The sequence below is a fragment of the Edwardsiella piscicida genome (assembly GCF_021733145.1).
Taxonomy (GTDB): domain Bacteria; phylum Pseudomonadota; class Gammaproteobacteria; order Enterobacterales; family Enterobacteriaceae; genus Edwardsiella; species Edwardsiella piscicida.
The window spans coordinates 1,247,374-1,272,691 of record NZ_CP090968.1 but is presented as its reverse complement, the minus strand read 5'-3'; the positions used below and the strand labels follow the sequence as shown (position 1 = coordinate 1,272,691).

Below are 25,318 nucleotides of genomic sequence, written 5' to 3'. Positions count from 1 at the left end.
TGGAGCAAGAGTATGGCGGTATGGCGATATGGCGATATGGCGATATGGCGGTGCCCGAGATTAAGCGTCTAAAGTCGCTTGAGGAATAGAACGCCCGACTCAAGAAGTACCTTGCAGAAACCATGCTGGATAAGGAGGCTCTTCAGGTGGCTCTTGGACTAAAGTATTGACGACAGACCAGAAGCCAGAAACAGGAAGCAGTGGTGTTAATGTGTGATGCGACTGGTTTGTCGCAACGTCGTGCCCGTAGTCTGACAGACCCGACCGGCAGCTACGAAGCGCAGCATCCGATGTCGGATGCGCATTTATCTGGACGCATCATCGAACTAGCACTGGAGCACAGGCGTTTTGGCTACAGCCGCATCTGGCAGTTACTGCACCGCAAAGGGCTTCATGTTAATCACAAGCGCATTTACTGGCTTTATCATCTCAGTGGCCTAAGGGTAAAACACAGACAATGTCGTAAAGGGCGGGCAACAAAACGCCTGCCACTGCTCCGCCCGGCGGCCCCCAATCTGGCCTGAACAATGGATTTCGTCATGGACGCGCTGACCACCGGTCGTAGGATCAAGTACCTGATCTGCGTGGATTACTTCACGAAGGCGTGCTTGACGGTAACTGTTGCCTTAGGAATTTCAGGCGTGGCGTGTAGGTCATGCGTATTCTGGACAGCATTGCGCCATTTCGTGGCTATCTGGCTGCGATAAGAACGATCTGGGCCCGGAATTTACCTGCAGCGCACTCAAATAATGGGCCTTTGAGCATGGCATGGACCTGCGGCTTATCCAGTCCGGCAAGCCGACACAGAACAGATTTATTGAAAGTTTTTATGGGCGCTTGCGCGGCGAATGCCTGAATGAGCACTGGTTCAGTGACGTCAGTCATGCCAGGAAAATCATCAGCGAATAGCATCAGGATTATAGCGAGTGTCGCCCGCACTCCACGCTGAATTATCCGACGTTGCCTGAATTTGCGGCGCCTAGAGAAAGGGGAATTTTGAAAGTAAAGGATCCGACATCACTAACTTAGCGTTGTATCTAATCCAGGTGACAGGTCAACCGTCCTAACAGTTCTGCACACCTGCCGCGTTACTCTATCCACGCTAGCCACACTGGACTGACCCTATTCTGAGTTTCGATCGCACCACCAATATTGCAGTAGCCTATGTGCCCTATCTTGCGTTCTCCCTGTATGGTTTTCACCTAACGTTGCTGGCAACAAACGCCTTGACATCTTAGTAGACACCGAACCAGCATAACCGTTATCGACCAGTAATTATCCATATGACTGCAACAAATTATAATAAGTTGGAATATACCTGTAAAAATAACGATAGCATGATGTTTGGATTCAATTTTGTCCTATTATTTATAAATACTGTTTCTTCTAAACAATTTTCTTCTTGTAGAGATCCTGGTCGCATGTGATTCTGAACGAAATGACCTCAAGGCAAGAATCATACTCATCAAATTTCTCTTTTGCTAGTCTCTCAAACAATGAGTTTTGGTAATCATTTCCATTAAAAACAACGAGTCAATCTAATAAGATTGACTAAATGATGAATCAATTATAAAATTCGACAGAGGTTATAAAATGTGGAAGCATACATGTACAATGATATAGTAATGATCATCTGGGCAGGCGGCATTGTTGTTGCAGCGATTATAATGATGAATTTATCGTTTTTTTCGTTTATGGATAAAATGGATAAACGACCGTTGAATCACCTCGATGGATTGAGGGCTATTTTAGCTATAATGGTAGTATTTCATCACTTCTTTTTTAATTATTTTTACTCAAAAACAGGAGTGTGGGTAATTAATGGGAACTATTTTTTTTCATTTATAGGAAAATTTGCTGTTGGCATTTTTTTCATTCTGTCAGGATACCTTTTCTCAAACATCTCTATAAATCGAATTTCTTGGTGGTTCTCATTTTACAAGAAACGTTTTTTAAGAATAGTTCCAGTAACCATACTATCATCATTGGGATGTATTTTAATATCATACATATATGGAACCCAAAGCAATGAACATTTGCTAAATATAATGCCATGGTTTGATGGTGGAATATTCAATGAAAGAAATCCTTTATTTGGCATGTCCAATAGTAATATTATTAATGCTGGAGTAACATGGTCATTAGCATGGGAGTGGCGCTTATATTTCACACTGCCATTAATTTCATTACTAATCCCATTAAACAAAAGAGCAATTATAGGAATAAGTTCTGCCATACTAGCTTTTATATTTTTCATATATACTAAAATAGCCCATCCAGAGCTAAACTCGGGGGGATATCTTGCCATTTTTTTCTTTTCAGTTGGTTTTTTCTGCAAGCATTTTCATGTGCAATTATTAAACAGGCTAAAGTCTAATATTGCAATCCAAAGCATAGTTATTATTTTATTGTTTATAATCCCTTTTACTGGTAAATTATCCACTGCAATCTCTCCACTTTTTGCAGCTTTATTATTTATAATGACTTGTCATGGGGCTACATTTTTTGGAGTATTAAATATAAAAGGACTTAAGAGGTTGGGTGTAACAAGCTACAGCTTGTACTTAATTCATGGTATTTTTTGGTACATCGGATTTAAAACCATCCTATCGGGAGAAAATATAATGCTCTTATCACCATTCGTATTTATTGCGATAATACTAACTTCTATTTTTATATCATACACCATAGAATATCCAATATATAATCTATCAAAAAGAGCAAAATCAAGAAAAACAAATTAATATAAAATATAGCATAGTGGATTTTAAATCGCTCACTATCAATGATAGAATAGAAGTTTCGACGTATATTTCACTAAAGTGAGATAGTTTTACCTGATATGAAACATCATCATCACATTGCGAATAATGGATAGACTCAACAAAGAAGACGATAGATAGCATATAATTGGAGAGTTTTAGCAGAAAGATGGAAGGGCCTGATGCCATCATTTTATGACAAAAAAGATTGGCCCTTTATTAAAAATGATGACATAGATTTAAGCTAATTTTTTTCCAAAATTTTCAAACCTAACCCCATCATGGATACAGTGGTATGGCAAACTCATCATTATAATTAAATATAACTATCCACATCATTCCTCAACTGGCAAAGCACTTTCTGAGGATGCTCTCCATCTTCAGTGAGTGAAAAATGAGTTCTATATAGATAGTATAATAAAAATAGCCTGTTAGATTTATATAACTTCACAGGTTATCCTACCCCTGCAAAATTTGATAGGCTATGGAACTCGATTGGCCATATATAGGACCTGTTATGTAAATTATTCCTAGCAAGAGTCAACTCATTTATCTGTATGTCCACTATCGGTGAGCGGCCTTAACGTTCCTAGGGTTGTACATCTAAAGTTCACAAAACAGGCAGTTCTTTAGCATAAACATTGACCGTGAAGAGAAGCATTGCATCATCGAACGCTATATTAGTTTTCTAAACTCAATGAAGTTATGATTTATGCACTCAATATGTATTTCCTATCCGCATGTACAATGCATCACAGATATGCATCAAGCAATGTACAACAGATAGCAAAGACTGGCATAATAAATTATCACAATAAATCAACCATATACAATATAAGGCGCATACGAAGGTGACAGTGAAAAACAGAAGCATACAAAATACATTCCTCTTTCACGACTATGAAACCTTCGGTCAGCATCCGGCGCGGGATCGTCCCGCACAGTTCGCCGGCGTGCGCACCGACGCCGACTTCAACATCATCGAAGAGCCCCAGGTGTTTTACTGCCGTCTGGCCGATGATTACCTGCCCCAGCCCGACGCGGTGATGATCACCGGGATCACCCCGCAGACGGCGCTGGCGCAGGGGGGTTGTGAAGCCGAATTCGCCGAGCGTATCCACCAGATGTTCAGCGTGCCGGGCACCTGCGTCGTAGGCTATAACAACATCCGCTTCGACGATGAGGTAAGCCGCAACCTGTTCTATCGCAACTTCTTTGACCCCTACGCCTACAGCTGGCAAAACGGCAACTCGCGCTGGGATCTGCTGGATGTGGTGCGCACCTGCTACGCCCTGCGCCACGAGGGGATCGTCTGGCCAGAAAACGAACAGGGGCTACCCAGCTTCAAGCTGGAGCACCTGTCCCAGGCCAACGGCATTGAGCACAGCAACGCCCACGACGCCATGGCCGATGTCTACGCCACCATCGCGCTGGCCAAGCGAGTCAAACAGGCCCAGCCGCGGCTATTCGACTATCTGTTCCAGCTGCGCAACAAAAACCGGGTAGCGCAGCTTATCGACATCGCTGCGATGACTCCCCTGGTGCATGTCTCCGGCATGTTCGGCGCCCTGCGCGGCAACACCAGCCTGATCGCACCGCTGGCCTGGCATCCCGAGAACAAAAACGCGGTGATCGTCTGCGATCTGGACAGCGATATCACCCCGCTGCTGACCCTGGACGCCACCGCCCTGCGCGAACGGCTCTACACGCCGCGCAGCGAGCTGGGCGACGCCGCGCCGGTGCCTATCAAGCTGGTCCACATCAATAAATGTCCGGTGCTGGCGCCGGAGAAAACCCTGCTCGTGGACAACGCCGCCCGCCTGGGGCTCGATCGCCAGCGCTGCCGGGATAATTTAGCCCTGCTACAGCAGCACAGCGAGATCCGTGACAAGGTGGTATCCCTGTTTGCCGATGCGCCGCCCTTCCCACCGTCGGACGACGTGGACAGCCAGCTGTACGACGGCTTCTTCAGCGACGCCGATCGCCAGGCGATGCAAATTATTCGCGCCACCCAGCCGCAGAACCTGCCGGCGCTGGATCTGCGCTTCAGCGATCCGCGCATCACGCCGCTGCTGTTTCGCTACCGCGCCCGTAACTACCCGGCGACGCTGGATGAGAACGAGAGGCGCCGCTGGCAGCAGCATCGCCAGGCCATGCTGACGCCGCAGCGCGTACAGGATTATCTACAGACGCTGGAAATGCTGTACAACCGCTATGAGGATCAGCCGCAGAAGCTGACGCTGCTGCGGGCGCTGTTTGATTATGCCCGTGAATTAGTAGGATAATAATCTGCGCCGAAAGGATGCGGCCGTCGTCACCTGCATGGCGTTTACTGTGGCATCCTGCGCACTCTTTCCACTCTGCCCATGGCGGAGTGGCCGATAACCCGGCTCCGCGACGGAGCAGACAATCAAGGCTGAACTATGTGGCTGCGCAATGGACCGCTGCTGGCGGTGCTGTCGTTTATTCTGTGGGGGATCACGCCGCTATACTACAAGCTGCTGAACGATGCCAACGCCTTCGAACTGCTGGCCCAGCGTCTGTTCTGGTCTGTTCCCCTGCTGCTGGCGCTGCGTCTGCTGTTCAAGCAACGCACCTCCTGGCGCGCTGCCTGGCAGGATAAACGCTCGCTGTACTGCTGCCTGCTGGGCGGCGCCATCATGAGCGTCTCCTGGACCACCTTCATCTATGCCCTGACTCACCACCTGGTGCTGGACGCCAGCCTGGGTTACTTCACCAATCCGCTGTTCGCCATCGCGCTGGGCGTCATCTTTCTGCACGACCGGCTAACGCGCTTTCAGCGCATTGCGGTGCTGCTGGCCATTATCGGCCTGACCTACCAGATAATCCTGCTGGGGCGGGTGCCGGTGCTGGCGCTGGTCATGGGCATCACCTTTGCCTTCTACGGCCTGGTGCGTAAGTATATCCGCTACGACATTATGACCTCCCTGACGCTGGAGACCGTCTGGATGCTACCGCTGGCGCTGGGGATCACCCTCTGGCTGCAGATCAACGGCGGCAGCGATCTGGGCGGCCTTAGCCTGTCGGAGTATTCGCTGTATATTCTGACGGCGCCGGTGACCTATGCGCCGCTGCTGCTGTTTGCCGCCGCCATCAAGCGCACCTCCCTGACGGTGGTGGGGCTGGCGCAGTATGTCGAACCCTCTCTGCAGTTTCTGCTGGCGGTGCTGGCCTTCGGCGAACCGATCAACCTGCCCAAGATGATCAGCTTCTCGCTAATCTGGCTGGGGCTAGCGCTGTGTATCTATGAGCTGTTTCGTCGCCCGCGTCGGCACAGCGCGCTAACGCGGGACGGCGCGGCGACGGAGACCGGAGCGCCCCCCCTGCGCAGCGCAGAGAAACCCTAACCCGTTCGCGCCTTCCTTCGCGCCGGGCGACCCGGCGCGATCCTCGTCTACGACGGCGTCAATACCCCATCGAATTGGCATGGCTGCCATAGAGCGAATTCATGATGTGATCAGTAGCACATTTTATCGATTAATTGTATGATGATTGTGTTTTCGTTTTTGGGTACACTATGATGTCAAATCCACTTTCTCTTTGCTGGCAATACGCACGCGCCTTCGTGCTGATTTACCTGTGTCTGTTTGCCGGTAATGCGCTCGCCACCCTGTTACCAATCAAGATCCCGGGCAGCATCATCGGTATGCTGATCCTGTTTGCCCTGCTGGCTTCGCAGATTATGCCGGCCACCTGGGTCAAGCCGGGATGCAGCCTGTTTATTCGCTATATGGCGCTGCTGTTCGTGCCGATCGGCGTGGGCGTCATGCAGTATTACGACGTGCTGTGCCGCCAGTTTGGCCCCATCGTGGTCTCCTGCGTGGTCAGCACCCTGATCATTATGGTGGTGGTAGCCTACTGCTCACACCTGGTGCATCGCGAACGGCCCGACGACGGCGAGCAGCCCCTGAGCCATCCACAGGAGAGTAAACAATGATGACCGTCATGCTGAATATCTGGTGGTCACTGCCGCTGACGCTGGTGGTCTTCTTTGGCGCCCGGCGTCTCGCCCAGCGCCTGAATATGCCGCTGCTCAACCCGCTGCTGGTCTCCATGGCGGTGATCATTCCGCTGCTGCTGCTGCTGCATATCCCCTACAAAAACTACTTTGCCGGCAGCTCGGCGCTCAACAGCCTGCTGCAGCCGGCGGTGGTGGCGCTGGCCTTCCCGCTGTATGAGCAGTTGCACCAGATCCGCGCCCGCTGGAAGTCCATCATCACCATCTGCTTTATCGGCAGCGCTACCGCGATGATCACCGGTACCGCCATCGCCCTGTGGCTCGGTGCGACGCCGGAGATCGCCGCCTCGGTGATGCCGAAATCGGTCACCACGCCGATCGCGATGGCCGTCGCCCAGTCCATCCACGGGATCCCGGCCATCAGCGCCGTCTGCGTGATCTTTGTCGGGATCTTAGGCGCCGTATTTGGTCACACCCTGCTAAACGCCATGAATATCCGCACCAAGGCGTCGCGAGGGCTGGCCATGGGGACGGCATCCCACGCCTTGGGGACCGCCCGCTGCGCAGAGGTCGACTACCAGGAGGGCGCCTTTAGCTCTCTGGCGCTGGTTATCTGCGGGATCATTACCTCCCTGCTGGCGCCGTTTCTGTTCCCGATACTGCTGCATATCTTCTGATAACATTGTCACAGCGGAGAGCGCCGATCGGCGCTCTCCGCCTTCGCCAACCGTTTTTACGTTAAAAAAGTTGAAATAAATCTCTAATTCGAGACCAAAATTACAGTTATTGCATCAAAAAAGTGATTATTATCACAAATGTCACCTATTCGCTTCCTTACAATAGCCTCCCGTAACTCATAAGAGGCTTTCCCATGCACGCACGCTTTGCCGCTGCATTCAGCCAGCTGCCTGCCGAACTCCAGGCGGCGCTTACGCCAGTGATGGCGTCTGACACCTTCAACGCCGTGATCACCGCAGCCCAGGTGGATGCTATTGGTCATGCCTGTCACCTGGATCGCCAGGCCCTGAGTTTTGCCCTGCTGCCGCTGGCCGCCGCCTGCGCCCTGACGCCGATCTCGCATTTTCAGGTCGGCGCGATCGTCCACGGCGCCAGCGGTAACCTCTACTTCGGCGCCAATATGGAGTTTTCCGGCGCACCGCTGCAGCAGACCATCCATGCGGAGCAGTGCGCGATCACCCACGCCTGGCTACGGGGCGAAACGGCGCTGGCGTCGATCACCGTTAACTGCACGCCCTGCGGTCACTGCCGCCAGTTTATGAATGAACTGAACAGCGGTACCGCGCTGCCGATCCATCTGCCGGGCCGCCGCGCCGCCACGCTGGGCGACTACCTGCCCGATGCCTTTGGTCCGCGCGATCTGCAGATAAAAACCCTGCTGCTGGATGCGACCCATCACGGACTGGCGCTAGACAATGCCGCCGGCGATCCCCTGCTGCAGGCCGCCCTGGACGCCGCCAACGCCAGCCATGCGCCGTACAGCCAGGCCTACAGCGGCGTGGCAGTCGAAACCGACCGCGCCGTCTATGCCGGCCGCTATGCGGAAAATGCCGCCTTTAATCCCAGCCTGCCGCCGCTGCAGGCCGCCCTGATCCTGCTGAACATGTCCGGCGACAGCGTCGACGCTATCCGCCGGGCCGCGCTGGTGGAGTCCCGTCAGGCGCCCCTGTCGCAGTATGCGGCGACGCGCGCCACCCTGCAGGCGCTGGGCTGCGACGATCTGCAGCACCATCCGCTGTAACCCTGGCGCCAGGGCTCCCCTTGGAGCCTTGGCGTGTGACCGCCACGCGTTCCCTCTCCGCCGTCACTTTCGCGCGCCAAAATCATTGTTACGAAACATATATTAAATGAATAGTTTTGATAACAAACATTGAACAATGGCGCTCTCTCTTTTAGGATCTTCAGCGTGTTATTTCATCCCGTTAACATAAGAGCGTACTTATGGATCTGGAACACGAAAGTAAACGTCCGCTGTATATTCCCTATGCCGGCCCCATCCTGCTTGAATTCCCGCTGTTGAATAAAGGCAGCGCCTTCAGCGAAGAAGAGCGCAATAACTTTAACCTGAGCGGCCTGTTGCCTGAGGCCATCGAAACCATCGAAGAGCAGGTTGAGCGCGCCTATCGCCAGTTTTGCGATTTTCAGAACGCCACCGCGCAGCATATCTACCTGCGCAATATTCAGGACACCAACGAGACCCTGTTCTACCGCCTGCTGCGCGGCCACCTTAGCGAGATGATGCCCATCATCTATACCCCGACGGTCGGTGAGGCCTGTGAGCACTTTTCCGATATCTACCGACGCGCCCGCGGGCTGTTTATCGCCTATCCCAACCGCGATCGCATCGATGACATGCTGCAAAACGCCACCAAGCAGAACGTAAAGGTGATCGTGGTCACCGATGGCGAGCGCATCCTCGGCCTGGGCGATCAGGGCATCGGCGGCATGGGGATCCCTATCGGTAAACTGTCGCTGTACACCGCCTGCGGCGGCATCAGCCCGGCCTATACTCTGCCCGTGGTGCTGGACGTCGGCACCAATAACCCACAGCGCCTCAACGATCCGCTGTATATGGGCTGGCGCCACCCGCGCATCACCGGCGATGAATATAACGCGTTCGTCGAGGCGTTCATTCAGGCGGTCAAGCGCCGCTGGCCGGATGTTCTGCTGCAGTTTGAGGACTTCGCTCAGAAAAACGCCATGCCGCTGCTGAGCCGCTATCGCGATCAGCTCTGCTGCTTTAACGACGACATTCAGGGCACCGCGGCCGTCACCCTGGGCAGCCTGATCGCCGCCAGTCGCGCCGCCGGCAGTCGTCTGCGCGATCAGACCATTACCTTCCTCGGCGCCGGATCTGCCGGATGCGGCATCGCGGAACAGATCATCGCCCAGATGATCGCCGAGGGGCTGAGCGACGAAGAGGCGCGGGCGCGCATCTTCATGGTCGATCGCTTCGGACTGCTAACCGATCGCCTGCCCAACCTGCTCGACTTCCAGAGCCGCCTGGTACAAAAACAGCAGGCGCTGGCCGGATGGCAGACGGAGAGCGAGGGGATCTCCCTGCTCGACGTGGTACGCAACGCCCACCCCACGGTGCTGATCGGCGTATCGGGTCAGCCGGGGCTGTTCAGCGAGGCGATCGTGCGCGAAATGCACAGCCACTGCCCCCGCCCCATCATCATGCCGCTCTCCAACCCCACCTCCCGGGTAGAGGCCCGTCCAGAGGATATCATCAACTGGACCGATGGCGCGGCGCTGGTCGCCAGCGGCAGCCCCTTCGACCCGGTGCTCTATCAGGGAGAGCGCTACCCGATAGCCCAGTGTAACAACGCCTATATCTTCCCCGGCATCGGCCTGGGCGTCCTGGCCAGCGGTGCGCGGCGGGTGACCGACGGCATGCTGATGGCCGCCAGCCGCGCGCTGGCCGACAGCTCGCCGCTGGCGCGCGACGGCCACGGCCCCCTGCTACCGGATCTGAAGGATATCCAGCAGGTTTCACGCGACATCGCCTTTCAGGTCGCCAAGGCGGCCCAGCGCCAGGGCGTCGCGGTGCTGACCTCAGACGAGGCGCTGCTGCAGGCCATTGACCATAACTTCTGGCTGCCGATATACCGTAGCTATAAGCGAACCTCGTTCTAACGGCCCCCTGCGGTGTCCCGTCACGGGCCACCGCCCACCTCGCCCTCGCGCCCTTGCGGCCCGGAGCACTTTCCTGCGCAAATAACCGCCATCCGCCCTGCGCGCGCGCCTTATGGCTTGCGCCGCGTCGGCGGGTAAAGTAGCCTCGGGAGAGAGCGAATAACGGGAAGTACGCCATGTGGTGGAAGCGACTCATATATGGCCTGATCGGCGTTGGCATCCTCTCGGGGCTGGCGGCGCTGGCGCTTGACCGCTGGATAAGCTGGGTCACGGCCCCCTATATCTACGAAGACGTGCAGGACCTGCCGCGCCGTGAGGTCGGCGTGGTGCTGGGAACCGCTAAATATGTGGCTCCCGGGGTTATCAACCAGTATTACCGCTACCGTATCCAGGGCGCGCTGAATGCCTATAACAGCAATAAGGTCAGCTACCTGCTGCTGAGCGGCGACAATGCCCTGCAAAGCTACAATGAGCCGGTGACCATGCGCCGGGATCTGATCGCCGCGGGGGTACCGAACGGCGATATCGTGCTGGACTATGCCGGCTTCCGCACGCTGGATTCCATCGTGCGCGCCCGTCGGGTCTTCGATACCGATGACTTTACTATCATCACCCAGCGCTTCCACTGCGAGCGGGCGCTGTTTATCGCAATGCATCTGGGAATTCAGGCCCAGTGCCTGGCGGTGCCCTCGCCCAAAGATATGCTGCTGGTGCGCCTGCGCGAAATTGGCGCCCGCCTCGGCGCGCTGACCGATCTCTACCTACTGCAGCGCCAGCCGCGCTTTCTTGGCCCGCCGATCCCGATTCCAGCGGTACATAAGGTCGCCGCCGACGCCCAGAGCTACCCGGCGGTGCTGCCTGAACAGCTGCAGGCGCTGGAGCAGCAGCCCCATCACCAGACGACCCCCTAGCCGGCGCAGATCGCGTGCGCTACAGCGCCTGCGCCAGCGGGCGCGGCTCGCCCAGCAAAAAGCCTTGCAGATACTGCACCCCCAGACTGCACAGAATCTCCATCTGCTCACGCGATTCAACATACTCGGCAACCACCTGCAGCTGCCGCTCACGGGCGATATCGCAGATAGACTTGATGATCAGACGGTCTAGCGAGCTGCTGACGATATCTTTGACAAACATACCGTCGATCTTCACCACGTCCGCGTTAAGGTGCTTCAGGCGCTGATAGTTGGAGAGCCCGGTGCCGAAATCGTCGATGGCGATCTTAAAGCAGTAGTCGCGCAGGGCGCGCACCGTCTCCAGCGCGGCGTTTTCATCCAGTAAATACTGTTGTTCGGTGATCTCAAAGATCACCGCCTGCGGCCGCACCTGATAACGCTCAAACAGGGCGATGATCTGCGCGGCCACGCCGTTTTGCATCAGCGTCAGCGGCATCAGGTTTACCGAAAAACAGGTGCTGGAGCTGTCCAGCCCGGCGCGGTGAATATGGCGCACCACGTTTTCGATGATCAGCAGATCAAACTGCGCGCACAGGTTGAACGCGGTGATAAAAGGAATGAATTTCCCCGGCAGCACCAGCTGCTCACCGTCCTGCAGCCGGGCCAGGATCTCATAATAACGCTGCCCCTCGCGGTGGACGATGGGCTGGGCATACAGCAGCAGCGCATTCTCCTGCAGCGCGCGGGTGATCTTCTGCAGCCAGAAGACCTGTTCGTTCACCGCGGCGTTGGCATCTGCCTCATTGCCGTACAGCGGGAGGATCACATTGTCCCGACAGGCCCGCTCCGCCAGGTAGCTCAGTTGCCCCACCACGGCGTGGATCGACTGACGATGGGCATCGAACGGAGAGTACGCCACGCCATACTGCAGCGTCACCGGATGCTGCTGCCACACCAGCGCCTGCGCTATCAGCGTCGCGCGAATGGCGTTAATGCGCGGCAGATCGGCGTCGGCCTGCAGGTAGATCAACAGCTCCGCCCCCGGCATCTGGTACACCCGCTCCCCGGGCCGCAGCAGGGGTGCCAGATGCGCCGCCAGCTGGCTTTTGGTCGCCGCTCGCATCGTCATGCCGTGGCACCGGCTCAGAATATCCAGGTTACTCAGGCGCAGAATGCACAGGGTGCCGCAAGGGCGACGCGCCAGATAATCATTCAGGGCGCGGAAGTTAGGGAGATCGACCAGCCCGTCGCGCCGTCGCAGACGCAGACGCAGGTACAGGCGGCGCATCCTGTCGTTGCGCGTAATCACCTGTGCCATATAAACCAAGGCGATGCTAAAGGCGATCAGCGCGGATGACAGGAAGGCCAGCTGATAATGGCGGTTGCCCAACTGGATAAAATTAGCGCTGCAGGCCAGGAGTCCCAGCACCGTCAGCGCCCACAGCAGCAGCACCGCTCGGTAGCGGAAATGGAACGACGCAAAGACAAACAGCACGAACAGCAGCGGCGTCAGATAGCCCAGATTGACGTGGGACGCCGGCGGGAAACAGAGCGCCCCCATCGCCGCGACATAGATCGGTAAAAACAGGCCGCGAATGTCGCGCCGCAGCGCGCGCCGGCAGTCGAGGAGAAAGGCCCGCAGACTGCCGGGGTTGAGCAGCATACGCAGCAGGTAATACAGCGCCGGCGTCAGCGCTACGCAGCTCAGGATCATGCCCTCCAGCGCCAGCAGAGCAAAGGGGAGATCCCGCGGCGGCGCGGCGGCGGTACCTATCGACAGCGGCGTCATCAGCGTACCGCCCAGCAGCATCATCAGCCAGCTGCCGATGGGATAAAACAGGCCGAACCCCAGCAGGCGGATCGCCAGCCGCGTCCCCCCGCCCCGATTAAGATCGCAGCGCCCGCGCTTTCCCAGCAGACGCTGGCTGAGGTGGGCGATCGGCGACAGCGGCAGCAGCAGCGCACAACCCAGCGCGAGGGCCCCGGCGAAAGAGAGCGAGGGCAATAGCAGCGCGAACAGCAGCAGCGCCAGCGACAGGGAGGGCAACGCCCGCGGGCCAAACAGCATGACCAGCGCGGCGGCGAGCGCCATCGGCAACGGCAGCAGAAATAGCGCCTGGCCATTGACGACGGCGTGGGGGGAGAAAAACCAGGTCAGCGGCAGCAGCAGTACGCTGAGCGAGGCAGGCAGCGCATATTGACCTAAGCAACGGGTGACTCTTTGCATCACGTTGACCGATACCCTAAAAAAACGATCCAATGGACAAGGTGCCATCCGCAGCAGAGGGCAGACCGGCCTCACGCGCGCCCACGGCCAGCGGCGCGGAGTATGACGGCGTGAATCGGAAACCATTCCGATCGGGACGACTCCCCGCGTAGGGTGTCGCTCACAATCGGTGATTATCCAACAGGTGATAACCTAACACCTTCCGTCGTTTTAACGCTGCAGCATCACCGATGCGGCGGATCATAAAACCTATCCCGCGGCACAATGCGAATAAACGCGGGCACCGCGCTTTCTAGGTTAAATATTTTATATTTAAATAATATCGCGTCATCACGGTGATGCAAAAAACGCAGTGCGTTAAATTTATTTATAAAAATCAAATTATTATAATAAGATCTTGGTCACGGAAATAAAATAAACCTCAGAAAAAATCACGCTAGGACTGAGGTAAATAGCGCTGAATACAAACATAAAAAGAATAAAAACCGCAGGATAAATCCTGCAGTAAAGATAAAAATAGAAGCCTGTTATTTTTAATGGCTGTACGAGAGGAGGTCAAGCGCAATAGCGAAATTGACAATTACGACTTGTAGAATATGCTGGGGCGACGTCGGGGGCCCCCGCGTCCTCAGACGCGCAGAGACAGTCCGGTCAGACGGCGCCACAGCCACTCTACGGGCCCCTGACGGAAGACGCGCAGCCAGAGCGTCGCAAACAGCAGACAGCCCCCCCACACCGGCGGCACCCACAGCAGCAGCGCCGCGCGCCCGGCGTGATTGAATAGCCCCCATCGATAAAACAGCGTAGTGCAGATCAGCGTCTGCAGCAGATAGTTGCTCAGGGCCATACGCCCAACCCGCTGCAGCGCGGCGGTCAGCCGCCAGCGCGACAGGCGCGGCCAAGCGGCGTAGATCAGCGCCACATAGCCCAGCATCATCAGCGGCGCCGCCAGCTCACCGGGCAGCTGTAGCAGGTAGCCGCACCAGCGAAAGTCCCAGCGCAGATACCACTGCAGACCACTGCCCAGCGCCTGAAGCGCCAGCCCGCTCAGCAGCAGCCCGGCCCCGCAGCGCCGGTAGTGGGCAGAGGAAAAGCGGCCGCGCAGCCAACCGCAGCGCATCAGTCCCGCGCCCAGCAGCATCACGCCGCACAGCTGCCAGCCATACTGCACCGCCAGCGCCAGCAGATTGCTTATCAACAGCTCGCTGCGGTTACGCCAGGCCTCGACGCCCCCGCGCAGCTTCCAGTAGGTCTCATACTGGATCTCGGCATAGCCGACCTGCCAAAAGCCGTGTGGCTCCGCGCGGCTCATCGCGGCCAGCAGCAGCAGCATCCCCAGCCCGACGGCATACAGCGTCGCCCCGCGGTACAGCAGAGCGCGGGCCGAATCGGCGTCGCGGATCGTCCGCCAGCACATCAGGCCGATCAGGCCATAGACCAGGAGAATGTCGCCATCCCACAGCAGCAGGGTATGCAGCAGCCCAAACAGCATCAGCCATCCCAAACGCGCCTGGATCCAGCGCCCGCCGCGCGGCAGCTGTAGCTGCAGGCCAGCGCCGAACAGCAGCGCGAACAGGGCCAGAAACTTGCCCTGCACCGTCAGGCTGAGCAGCAGCCATACCCCCTGATCCCAGGCGGAGGGGATCCCCTGATAGGCGGGGTTCAGGTACGCCGCCTTTGGCAGGGCAAAGCCGACGATATTCATCAGCAGGATCCCCAGCAGCGCGAGGCCGCGCAGGGCATCCAGCGCCGCGATCCGGGGCGCTCGTCCCCGCTGCGCCGCCACAGGCATCTCGGCCATGGTGATCCTCTCCGTGGTTTACAGACGAGAACGCCGGCATCGCGCCGGCGTTCTCATGTTTCCTGAGCCCGAGCTAGACGTGGTGGCGCACCGCGCGCAGAAACTCCTGCCGGGTATTTTGACTGGTTTTAAACAGCCCGCCAAGCGAGGTGGTGGTGGTCGCGCTGGTCGCATCGCGTACGCCGCGGGCCTTGACGCAGTAGTGCACCGCATCGATGGAGACGGCGACGTTCTTGGTCCCCAACAGCGTCTGCAGCGCCACCAGAATTTGCTGGGTCAAACGCTCCTGCACCTGCGGACGCTGGGCGAAAAAGCGGACAATCCGGTTGATCTTGGACAGCCCAATTACCCCCTCTTTCGGGATATAGGCGACCGTCGCCTTACCGTCGATGGTGACGAAATGGTGTTCGCAGGTGCTGGTCAGCGTAATATCGCGCACCGTCACCATCTCATCGACATGCATTTTATTTTCAATAATGGTGATTTTAGGGAAGTTAGCGTAATCCAGTCCGGAAAAAATTTCGTCCACGTACATTTTGGCGATCCGCGACGGCGTCTCCGCCAGGCTGTCATCCGACAGATCCAGATTCAACAGTCTCATGACTTCGGTCATGTGCGCCTCAATCTGTGCCTTACGCGTATCGCGCGCCAGCGGCTCACCGCGCAGCGGGGTTTCCAGCCCACGCGCCAGCAGCGCCTCGTGCACCAGTGCAGCTTCTTTACTTAGCGATGACATCACTTATCTCCCGATACTTCTTATCTCTGCGCCGGAACATCGGCCCCGCGCCAGCCTCCCCACACCGATGATGCCATTCTGGCTCTGCACCGATATTGCGCCGCGTCGTTACGGAACACGGCCTAACATGATACAGATCACGGCAATGCGTTGTCTCCCACTGTAGTGAAGTCCGGCGCCTTAATCCAGCGCAATCCCCTCTGCCGACGGCCAAGCGCGCGATCCGTGTATTCCAGCGCAACGCCGGCGCGCTGGCTCACCCGCACCGGGCGCCGCTGTCGCCCGTGATCGCGCGCGGTAAATTCGTTATTGCCTATCGCAGAAATCCGCGCCGCTGCGCAACGCGCCCTCCCCCGCGCCGCGCGGCCGGGCCAGATTCTCCCCGGGGCGATAATCTGCCATAATGGGCCCACCGTTTACTTATCATCCCGCCGCCGGCGGGTGATCACGTCGGAGATTACGATGGATTGTTGTACCCCCCCGGATCTGCTTTCCCTGCAACAGGCGCTGGATCGACTGCTGAACGACGCTCAGCCGATCGCCGATGACGAAGAGGTCTCCCTGGCCGACGCCGCCGGGCGCATCAGCGCACAGCCCATTGTCTCACCGCTGGATGTACCGCCCTTTGCCAACTCCGCGATGGACGGCTATGCCGTACGACTGGCCGATCTGGGCAGCGCTCAGCCGCTGCCCATCGCCGGTAAGGCGTTTGCCGGCGCACCGTTTCAAGGCGACTGGCCGGCGCACAGCGCCATACGCATCATGACCGGTGCCGCCGTGCCGGCGGGAGCCGAGGCGGTGATCATGCAGGAGCAGGCCCAGCTGGGGGAGCAGGGCGTCAGCTTTAGCCATCCCGCGCAGCCGGGGCAAAATATTCGCCTGGTGGGCGAAGATATCCGCCGCAGCGCCGTGGTGCTGGACGCCGGCGTACGCCTGGGCTGCGCCGAGCTGCCGCTGCTGGCCTCGCTGGGGATCGCCCACGTCCGAGTCCTACGCCGCCTGCGCGTCGCGCTGTTTTCCACCGGCGATGAGCTGCAGCCGGTCGGCAGCACGCTGGCGGCGGGGCAAATCTACGATACCAACCGCTTTGCCGTTACCCTGATGCTCAAACAGATGGGCTGTGACATCCTCGATCTGGGCATCGTCCGCGACGATCCGCAGGCGCTGCGCGACGCCTTCCGCCGCGCCGATGCGCAGGCCGATCTGGTGATCAGCAGCGGCGGCGTCTCCGTTGGCGAGGCCGACTTCACTAAACAGATCCTCGATGAGGTCGGTACCATCAGCTTTTGGAAGCTGGCGATGAAGCCGGGAAAACCCTTTGCCTTTGGCCGCCTGCGCCACGCGCTGTTCTGCGGTCTGCCGGGCAACCCGGTCTCCGCCGCCGTCACGTTCTATCAGCTGGTGCAGCCGCTGCTGGCGCGTCTCTCCGGCCATAGCCACTGGCAGGCGCCGCCGCGTCTGAAGGCCCGCACCCTGAGCCCGCTGAAAAAGGCGCCGGGGCGTCTCGACTTTCAGCGCGGCATCGTCAGCAGCAATGCCCAGGGAGAGCTGGAGGTGCGCAGCACCGGTCATCAGGGGTCCCACGTTTTCAGCTCCTTCGCCGCGGCCAATGCCTTTATCGTGCTGGAGCGTGAGCGCGGCGCCGTCGCCGCCGGCGAGACGGTGGATGTCGAGCTGTTCAACCCGCTGCTGAGGAGCTGAGATGGGCGATCCTGTACCGCTGCCTCCGCTGAGCGATGCGGAAACCCTGCGCTATAACCGCCAAATCGTACTGCGCGGCTTTGACTTTGACGGCCAGGAGCGCCTCAAGGCCAGCCGAGTGCTGATCGTCGGCCTCGGCGGGCTGGGCTGCGCCGCCGCCCAGTACCTGGCGGCGGCCGGCGTCGGCCACCTGACGCTGCTCGACTTCGATACCGTCTCGCTGTCTAACCTGCAGCGGCAAATCCTGCATACGGACGCGCGCATCGGGATGGATAAAGTGGCCTCGGCCCGGCAAGCGCTGGCCGATATCAACCCCCACATTCAGCTGACCGCCGTCGCCCATCGCCTGGATGATACCGCGCTGGCGCAGCAGATAGCGCAGGTCGACGCCGTGCTGGACTGCACCGATAACGTCGAAACCCGCGAGTGCCTCAACCGCCTGTGCCGCGGCGCGGCGACTCCGCTGATCTCCGGCGCGGCCATCCGTATGGAGGGGCAGGTCTGCGTCTTCACCTACCAGCCGGGCGAGCCCTGCTATCGCTGTCTGAGCCGCCTGTTCGGCGCTAACGCCCTCACCTGCGTTGAGGCGGGCGTCATGTCGCCGCTGGTCGGGATCATCGGCGCGACCCAGGCCATGGAGTGCATCAAGCTGCTGTGTCGCTTTGGGGAGATCCCGCGCGGGCGCCTGATGCTGTACGACGCCATGGCCTCACAGTGGCGCAGCATGGCGCTGACCGCCAGCCCGGCGTGCGAGATCTGCGGGAGCCAGAGCACCGGCTGACGCCGTGGGCGTAACACTTTTCTCCCGCCGGTGTTACGCTCTTTCTATTCACTTACGCTTGCCGCCGGGTCCCCCCCTGGAGTCCCCATGAATCATTGCTCCGCCCTGCTATGCGTCGGCATCCTGCTACTGCCGCCGCAGATCTTGGCCGCGACGCCAGACCCGCGAGCAGAGGCGCGGGTCCGCTCCAATAACATTATCCTGCTGGAGGGCGATCTGCTCGGCGCCGTGCGCGACGTGCAGCAGGAGGTCATCCAGTCCGAGGGGGTCTGGAGCGCGATCTGCGGATTACCTTCGACGAGCACGGGCAAATCAGCGCCGCCTGGCAAGGCTATGGCCCCAATCCGCTGTGGCAAAGCCAGCTGGATCGCGATGGCTGGGGCGGCTGGATCAGCCGCAGCGTGGTTGCTCTGCAGATGGGGCAAACGCAGTCCCTCAGCCAGCAGGTCTGCGTCTATAAGTGCGATGCCGCCGGGCGGATCACCAAAGCGACCCAGGTAGAAGCGGGTAACGGTACCCTGGGCATCACCCGCCAATACTACGTTTATACCCCGGATGGCCGGGTGCGCTTCTACCTTTCCCTGGGGCAGTCGCCGGGCTACGGGCTCTACTTCTACCGCCCTGACGGCCGACTGCGTCTGGTTATCCGCCACAACGGCCTCTCCAGCTCGCGCTTTACCGCCGATGGCCGAGATCTGGGCGGACTGACGCAAACCCCCTTCATCACCTACCTGATGACCTGCCAGCGCTGGGACAGCGCCGGGAACTGCCGCCTGATAGCCAAACAGGAGCAGGTGCACGCCGTGGTCCAGGGCGAGGAGAGAACGCTGAGCACCCGCTATCTGCTGCGCCAGACTCTCCGCTACCGCGCGCCCTGAGCCTGCCGCGGCGCGGTGCCAAAGCCCGAGCCGACGCACGACGGCGCCTCAAGGGGCGTCGGGCACAGCGTTAACCGGGGACGAGAGGCTCATCGAAAACGTCGGGCGATCGGCGGCAATACTGAACGGATGTCAGCGCCGCTCATGCGGTATCGACTAACGCGTCGGCAATAAAGTAACCCGTTGTTAATCCGTGATAGCTCAGGTAATGTCATTCGTATATGGCGTTGATCCCTGGAGAAATGGAGAAATATGAAAGTACTGGGACTGTTGGGCGGGATGAGCTGGGAATCCACGATTCCCTATTACCGGATGATCAACGAACACGTGAAAGCGCAGATGGGCGGTTTACACTCAGCAAAAATCGTTCTGTACAGCGTAGATTTCCATGAAATCGAGCAACTGCAGCATTGCGGCGATTGGCAAGGCGCCGGGCACATTCTGGCACAGGCGGCGACATCGCTGCGCGCGGCGGGTGCCGAAGCGATCGCTATCTGCACCAACACCATGCATAAGGTGGCTGAGCAGGTAGCGCAGGCCAGCGGCCTGCCGCTGATCCATATCGCCGACGCGACGGCGCGACAAGTGCAGCGGCAACATATCCGCCGCGTCGGGCTATTGGGCACGCGTTTTACCATGGAGCAGGATTTTTATCGCGGGCGGCTACAGGATAAGTTTGGCATTGACGTGGTGACGCCGGCAGCAGCGGATCGCGACAGCGTACACCGGATTATCTATGAGGAGCTGTGCCTGGGGCGCATTCTCGATGCGTCGCGCCAGGAGTATCGGCGCATTATCAGCAGCCTGGAGCAGCAGGGCGCGCAGGGCATTATTTTCGGCTGTACCGAAATCGGCCTCTTGGTCGGTCCACAGGACGCCACGGTGCCGGTCTTTGACACCACGGCGATCCACGCGCACGCCGCGGCGGAGTATATTCTCGCCCGTTAAGTTCAGCGGCCGCCGCCATGCGCGCCGCCGTCTCGCGTGCGAAGCGCTGCATCCAGAAAACGCCGGGGCCGCACTCCCTCGCCGGCCACTATCGCGGTGTGCATCGGTCAGCGGCGCCCCGGCGAGTATGGGCGGTAAAATCCAAATAACGCAGATGTATCCATTGAGCGCTCCGCCGCCGCTGGGCACCTCGGCGGTATAGCTCGCCCGCTCCCGTCTCGCTCCCCTGCGCCGCTATCGGCTATTCAAGGCCGCTCGTCAGCACCGGGCGCTCACGCAGCGTGTGTTCAGCGGGCGCGGATCGCACCCCATTCCGCCCTCACGGCAAGGCCTATTCAACATCCGCGGGATAAGGCCGCCGATGCCTCTCGGCGTACGCCCACGATACTACCGTCAGCGACGTCGCCGGAGAGCTAGCGCGGCATTTTCTGAGACGCCATTCAGCATCACGCACCATAGAAAAACCCCCTGCCAGCATAGCGCTCACAGGGGGTTAGCTTATCGGTTCAGCCCCGCACACGCATGGGGCTGAATTCCGGCGCCGTCACGCGGAGGTCGACAGACGGTAGGCCGGCGCCAGCTGACGGTAGGCCGTATGCCACTGACTGTAGCGCTCCGGATCGGCCCACAGCGCCTGATGCAGACGCGCCATCACCACCGGGTCACTCAATAGCGTCAGACGCTCCGCCTTGCCCAGGGTTCGCGGCGACTCGGCCAGCGCATGGGCCACCCGAGCGTCCCTGTCGCGGGCAATCAGCGGATGATTGCGGTGACGCGCCGTGGCCATACCGCAGGCCAGCGCGTTATACAGCGGATCCAGCAGGGCGTGCATAAAGCCATCGTCAAGCAGACGCTGATGGTTCAGCGCCACATAGCGTTCGGTGGCGGCCATCTCGACCGGCGGCTGATACTCCTCGGGGATCAGGAACAGCTTGGCGCGTTTGCACTGCAGCCCCAGGGTACGACGGCTGGTGATCACCGAGACGAACGGCGACAGGATCAGCGACACCACGATGGGCGACAGCCACCATAAGAAGCGCAGATCCAGCACCGCCATGCCCCCGGCCCAGACCAGCCCCAGCAGCATCTGCGATCCGTGGCGACGGAAAGCCTCGCTCCAGGGCGTGGCGTCGTCGTCACGCTGCGGCGACTGCCAGGTGATCGACCAACCAAGGAACGCGCTGACCACAAAGACGGTGTGGAAGATCATCCGCACCGGCGCCAGCAGCACCGAGAACAGCATCTCCAGCAGCATTGAGGCCAGCAGACGCAGCGGCCCGCCGAACTGACGCGACCCCTTGGCCCAGATCAGCACCACGCTCAGCAGCTTGGGCAGGAACAGCAGCACCAGGGTCGTCGAGAACAGGGCGATAGCCAGCTCTGGACGCCACTGCGGCCAGACGGGGAACAGCTGACGCGGCTGCAGGAAATACTGCGGCTCCATCAGCGTGTGCACCACCTGCAGCGCAGTCGACAGCATCAGGAACAGGAACCACAGCGGCGCCGACAGGTAAGACATCACCCCGGTCAGGAACACCGCGCGGTGCACGGGGTGCATACCCTTGACGAAAAACAGCCTGAAGTTCATCAGGTTGCCCTGACACCAGCGACGGTCGCGCTTCAGCTCATCCAGCAGGTTGGGCGGCAGCTCCTCATAGGAGCCAGGCAGATCGTAGGCTATCCAGACACCCCAGCCGGCGCGACGCATCAGCGCCGCCTCGACGAAGTCATGGGAGAGGATCGAGCCGGCAAACGTCCCGCTGCCGGGCAGCGGCGCCAGGGCGCAGTGTTCGATAAACGGCTTCACGCGGATAATCGCGTTGTGCCCCCAGTAGTGGGACTCCCCCAACTGCCAGAAGTGCAGACCGGCGGTAAACAGCGGACCGTATACGCGGGTAGCAAACTGCTGAATACGCGCATACAGCGTATCCATACCGGTGGCCTTCGGCGCGGTCTGGATGATACCGGCGGTCGGGTTGGCCTCCATCAGGCGAACCAGTCCGGTCAGGCACTCACCGCTCATCACGCTGTCGGCGTCCAGGATCACCATGTAGCTGTAGTTTCCGCCCCAGCGACGGCAAAAGTCGTCGATGTTGCCGGACTTACGCTTCACGCGGCGGCGGCGGCGGCGGTAGAAGATATGCCCCGCGCCGTCGACCTCTTGGCACAGCTCCATCCAGGCCTTCTGCTCGGCCACGCAAATGTCCGGATCGCTGCTATCACTCAGGATAAAGACGTCAAAGTGCGCCAGCTGGCCGGTCGCCACCACGGATTCATAGGTGGCGCGCAGCCCGGCGAACACCCGCGAGACGTCTTCGTTGCAGATAGGCATGATCAGCGCGGTCCGATGCGCCGGATCGATCGGCTCATCGCCGACGGTACTGGCGGAGATACTGTATTTATCTCGCCCGATCAGCAGCTGCAAAAAACCCATCAGCGCCGTCCAAAAGCCGGCGGAAACCCAGCAGAACAGAATGGCGAACAGGATCAGTATGCCGAACTGCAGCGCATAGGGCAGCAGCTCCAGCGTGTACTGCATCAGCGGCTTACCGTGGAAAATCGACATCGGATCGACCATATTCCACCCCTGATAGGGCAGGATGGTCTTCATATACCAGGTGGCGATCGCCGTTTGTCCAAAGGTCAGCAGCAGCAGCACCCAGCGACGCAGAGAGCCCATCCGGCGCCAGCGCTTGTCGGCCTCGGCCTCCTGATGGCTCTGAAACGTATGCTTGGGCGGCGGCGTACGCCCCAGCAGTCGCTCCCACAGACGGACGAACGGGTTGGTGCGCCAGATCTCCGGGAACATGGAGGTACGGCGGATCGTCGGCATGGCCTTGATAGCGGTATGACCCGCCTGATCCTGCACCAGCGCCGCTCGCTTATGCTCCCCCTCGCGCCAGCCCAAATCGAGGCGGGCGGCCACCGAGCGCAGCGCCGCGTCGGCGCCTTCGCCGGCATCGGCGCCCGCACCGGCGAGCGATAGATGAACATCCTCCACGGAGCGCGGCTGATGGGAAAGGTGCTGATCGAGCGCGGCCCGTTGCTCCGCGCCCGGCGCCAACGCCTGTAGATAGGCGTTGGCATTTTCCTGAGATTTATTCATTGGCAGGTAACTGATAGCTCCAGGTTTCACTCAGCGGCTTACCGTCCTTGATCAGATAAGCGCGCATTTCCACCGGCTTCTTCGGATCGTTAACCTTGAAGCGCAGCGTCAGACGCCATCCCTTGGTCACTGGATTATAGTGCAGACTGTTCTCCAGCAGCTTGGTATTGTCGTCGGTGGTCACCTGCGTCGTTACCGGCGCATCCGGCTCCAGCCCTTTCAGTACCGGGCCAACAAAGTCCACCAGCAGCGCGGTGCTGCCGTCCGCTTCGCGGATCAGGTTGGACTGCTTCACGTCACCGGCGGAGCGCAGGGTGCTTTTCACCCAGGCCAGATCGGGGTTATGCAGCTTGGCCTCGTCGCGGGTAAAGATCAGGCGGTAGGCCATGTCCAGCGGCCTCCCGATCGGCGGCAGGCTCTCCGGGATCCAGAAGGCGACGATATTGTCGTTGGTTTCATCGGCGGTCGGGATCTCAACCAGCTCAACCTTACCTTTACCCCAGTTGCCGCGCGGCTCAATCCAGGCGCCCGGACGCAGATCGTAGCGGTCATCCAGATCCTGATAGGCGCTGAAGTCGCGGGTACGCTGCAGCAGGCCGAAGCCTTTCAGGTCGTCGACGCTGAAGGTGCTGACAGAGAGGTGTTTCGGGTTATTCAGCGGACGCCAGATCCATTCGCCGTTGCCGGAGGTGATCGACAGCCCCTCGGAGTCATGCAGCTGCGGACGGTAGTTCACCGTCGGCGACGGCTGATTGGCGCCGAACAGGTACATGCTGGTCAGCGGAGCGATGCCCAGCACGCCCACCTTATCGCGCAGGAAGACGCGGGCCTGCACATCCACCACGGTATCCGTCCCCGGACGCAGGATAAAGCGGTAGGCGCCGGTCGCACGCGGTGAGTCCAGCAGGGCAAAAATCACCAGGTGCTTATCCTGCGGCTTCGGACGCTCGATCCAAAACTCGCGGAAACGCGGGAACTCTTCGCCAGAAGGCAGCGCGGTGTCAATCGCCAGGCCGCGGGCAGACAGGCCATAAACCTGCCCTTTACCGATCACGCGGAAGTAGCTGGCGCCGAGCATGCTCATGATCTCGTCGTCTTTACCCGCCTTATTGATCGGGTAAAGCACCTTAAACCCGGCGAACCCCAGATCCTTCACCGCATCCTTGTCATGCTTAACGGAGCCAAAGTTGAAGTAATCCGGGTTGTACTTGATCTCCTTCACCGACGTCGCCGTTACCTCATTGATCTTCACCGGCGTGTCGAAGTACATCCCCTGGTGGTAAAAGGCCAGGCGGAACGGGTTCTTCTGCCCTGTCCAGTACAGTTTGTCGTTATTGAACTGAATCTGCTGATAATCAGCAAACTTCATATTGCGAAACTCGGACGGCAGATTGCTTTTGGGTGCCTTATAAGACTGCTCCGCCAGCTTCTGTGCCTGTGCGGCAACGTCATCCAATGAAAATGCCCACGCCTGCGCGCTGGCAAACATCATTAACATTGATACAGCCAGCCCGGAAACAGAGCGCGATGTCGGCCGGATGGAGATTAAACGTGTAAGCACATACCCCCCTGATGGTGCTCAACCAAACCTAAAAACATGGTAATTAAGTTACTTGCTGCGGCTATAGTAATGGATTAGTTACCCTACAGACAACAAGCGGATAATACTCGCGGGGCCATCGGCCCGGCGCATCCAGCCACGCGCATGAAACGCTGAACAATTTTACATAAAAAACAATAAATTAAAATAGTTCCACTGCTAATACTTCTGTCCACTTTTAACCATTTAGCGGCTAAACTATTTGCGCTGTAGATTTAAAAATGCACACCTGAATAGAGTGCAGCATAA

17 protein-coding genes and 1 pseudogene are annotated in these 25,318 nt (G+C 58.6%); 13 read left to right on the top strand and 5 right to left on the bottom strand.

What is annotated here, in order from left to right; genetic code table 11:
* Positions 1-29: 29 nt before the first annotated feature.
* From L1P05_RS05730 to sanA, 9 genes and pseudogenes are all read left to right on the top strand, one after another.
* A pseudogene (locus L1P05_RS05730) lies at positions 30-1,067 on the top strand (IS3 family transposase); the annotation flags it as partial.
* A 528-nt stretch (positions 1,068-1,595) separates the two neighbouring features.
* Positions 1,596-2,744: an acyltransferase family protein gene (locus L1P05_RS05725; RefSeq protein WP_226079128.1), complete on the top strand. Its 1,149-nt coding sequence runs from the start codon at positions 1,596-1,598 to the stop codon at positions 2,742-2,744.
* Positions 2,745-3,619: 875 nt separating this feature from the next.
* Positions 3,620-5,047: an exodeoxyribonuclease I gene (gene sbcB / locus L1P05_RS05720; protein ID WP_015683292.1), complete on the top strand. Its 1,428-nt coding sequence runs from the start codon at positions 3,620-3,622 to the stop codon at positions 5,045-5,047.
* 138 nt (positions 5,048-5,185) lie between these two features.
* Positions 5,186-6,130, top strand: coding sequence for an EamA family transporter RarD (rarD, locus tag L1P05_RS05715; RefSeq protein WP_012848028.1), 945 nt, complete (start codon positions 5,186-5,188; stop codon positions 6,128-6,130).
* Positions 6,131-6,303: 173 nt separating this feature from the next.
* The gene (locus L1P05_RS05710) at positions 6,304-6,720 is read left to right on the top strand and encodes a CidA/LrgA family protein (RefSeq protein ID WP_034165001.1); all 417 of its coding nucleotides are present in this window, start codon (positions 6,304-6,306) and stop codon (positions 6,718-6,720) included.
* 8 nt (positions 6,721-6,728) lie between these two features.
* Entirely contained in the window at positions 6,729-7,418 is a 690-nt protein-coding gene (locus L1P05_RS05705; RefSeq protein WP_015461209.1) for a CidB/LrgB family autolysis modulator, read from the top strand.
* A 194-nt stretch (positions 7,419-7,612) separates the two neighbouring features.
* A complete protein-coding gene (cdd, locus tag L1P05_RS05700) occupies positions 7,613-8,500 on the top strand; it encodes a cytidine deaminase (protein WP_012848025.1) in 888 nt (295 codons plus the stop codon).
* 200 nt (positions 8,501-8,700) lie between these two features.
* Positions 8,701-10,398: an NAD-dependent malic enzyme gene (locus tag L1P05_RS05695; RefSeq protein WP_012848024.1), complete on the top strand. Its 1,698-nt coding sequence runs from the start codon at positions 8,701-8,703 to the stop codon at positions 10,396-10,398.
* Positions 10,399-10,574: 176 nt separating this feature from the next.
* Positions 10,575-11,309, top strand: a complete 735-nt coding sequence (gene sanA / locus L1P05_RS05690) for an outer membrane permeability protein SanA (RefSeq protein WP_012848023.1) — start codon at positions 10,575-10,577, stop codon at positions 11,307-11,309.
* A 19-nt stretch (positions 11,310-11,328) separates the two neighbouring features.
* Here sanA and L1P05_RS05685 read toward each other — a convergent pair whose 3' ends face one another.
* The 3 genes from L1P05_RS05685 to folE form a co-directional block, all read right to left on the bottom strand.
* Positions 11,329-13,518 carry an EAL domain-containing protein gene (locus L1P05_RS05685; protein ID WP_034168552.1) on the bottom strand — a complete coding sequence of 730 codons (2,190 nt, stop codon included), beginning with the start codon at positions 13,516-13,518 and terminating at the stop codon, positions 11,329-11,331.
* A gap of 628 nt (positions 13,519-14,146) precedes the next feature.
* Positions 14,147-15,319: a DUF418 domain-containing protein YeiB gene (yeiB, locus tag L1P05_RS05680; protein WP_012848019.1), complete on the bottom strand. Its 1,173-nt coding sequence runs from the start codon at positions 15,317-15,319 to the stop codon at positions 14,147-14,149.
* 73 nt (positions 15,320-15,392) lie between these two features.
* Positions 15,393-16,055, bottom strand: coding sequence for a GTP cyclohydrolase I FolE (gene folE / locus L1P05_RS05675; protein WP_012848018.1), 663 nt, complete (start codon positions 16,053-16,055; stop codon positions 15,393-15,395).
* 462 nt (positions 16,056-16,517) lie between these two features.
* Between folE and moeA the strand changes: the two genes are divergently transcribed.
* The 4 genes from moeA to L1P05_RS05655 all read left to right on the top strand — a co-directional run bounded on the left by moeA (position 16,518) and on the right by L1P05_RS05655 (position 20,363).
* Positions 16,518-17,756, top strand: a complete 1,239-nt coding sequence (gene moeA / locus L1P05_RS05670; protein WP_012848016.1) for a molybdopterin molybdotransferase MoeA — start codon at positions 16,518-16,520, stop codon at positions 17,754-17,756.
* Position 17,757: 1 nt separating this feature from the next.
* Positions 17,758-18,537 carry a molybdopterin-synthase adenylyltransferase MoeB gene (moeB, locus tag L1P05_RS05665; RefSeq protein WP_012848015.1) on the top strand — a complete coding sequence of 260 codons (780 nt, stop codon included), beginning with the start codon at positions 17,758-17,760 and terminating at the stop codon, positions 18,535-18,537.
* A gap of 401 nt (positions 18,538-18,938) precedes the next feature.
* Positions 18,939-19,415, top strand: coding sequence for a hypothetical protein (locus tag L1P05_RS05660; RefSeq protein WP_012848014.1), 477 nt, complete (start codon positions 18,939-18,941; stop codon positions 19,413-19,415).
* 252 nt (positions 19,416-19,667) lie between these two features.
* The gene (locus tag L1P05_RS05655; protein WP_012848013.1) at positions 19,668-20,363 is read left to right on the top strand and encodes an aspartate/glutamate racemase family protein; all 696 of its coding nucleotides are present in this window, start codon (positions 19,668-19,670) and stop codon (positions 20,361-20,363) included.
* A gap of 544 nt (positions 20,364-20,907) precedes the next feature.
* Here the strand turns inward: L1P05_RS05655 and mdoH are convergent.
* Positions 20,908-23,469 (bottom strand): glucans biosynthesis glucosyltransferase MdoH, encoded by a 2,562-nt coding sequence (gene mdoH / locus L1P05_RS05650; RefSeq protein ID WP_012848012.1) that lies wholly within the window; start codon positions 23,467-23,469, stop codon positions 20,908-20,910.
* On the bottom strand, positions 23,462-24,958 hold the full coding sequence (locus L1P05_RS05645; RefSeq protein ID WP_012848011.1) for a glucan biosynthesis protein G: 1,497 nt from the start codon (positions 24,956-24,958) through the stop codon (positions 23,462-23,464). Before L1P05_RS05645 ends, mdoH begins: the two co-directional genes overlap by 8 nt.
* Positions 24,959-25,318: the final 360 nt, after the last annotated feature.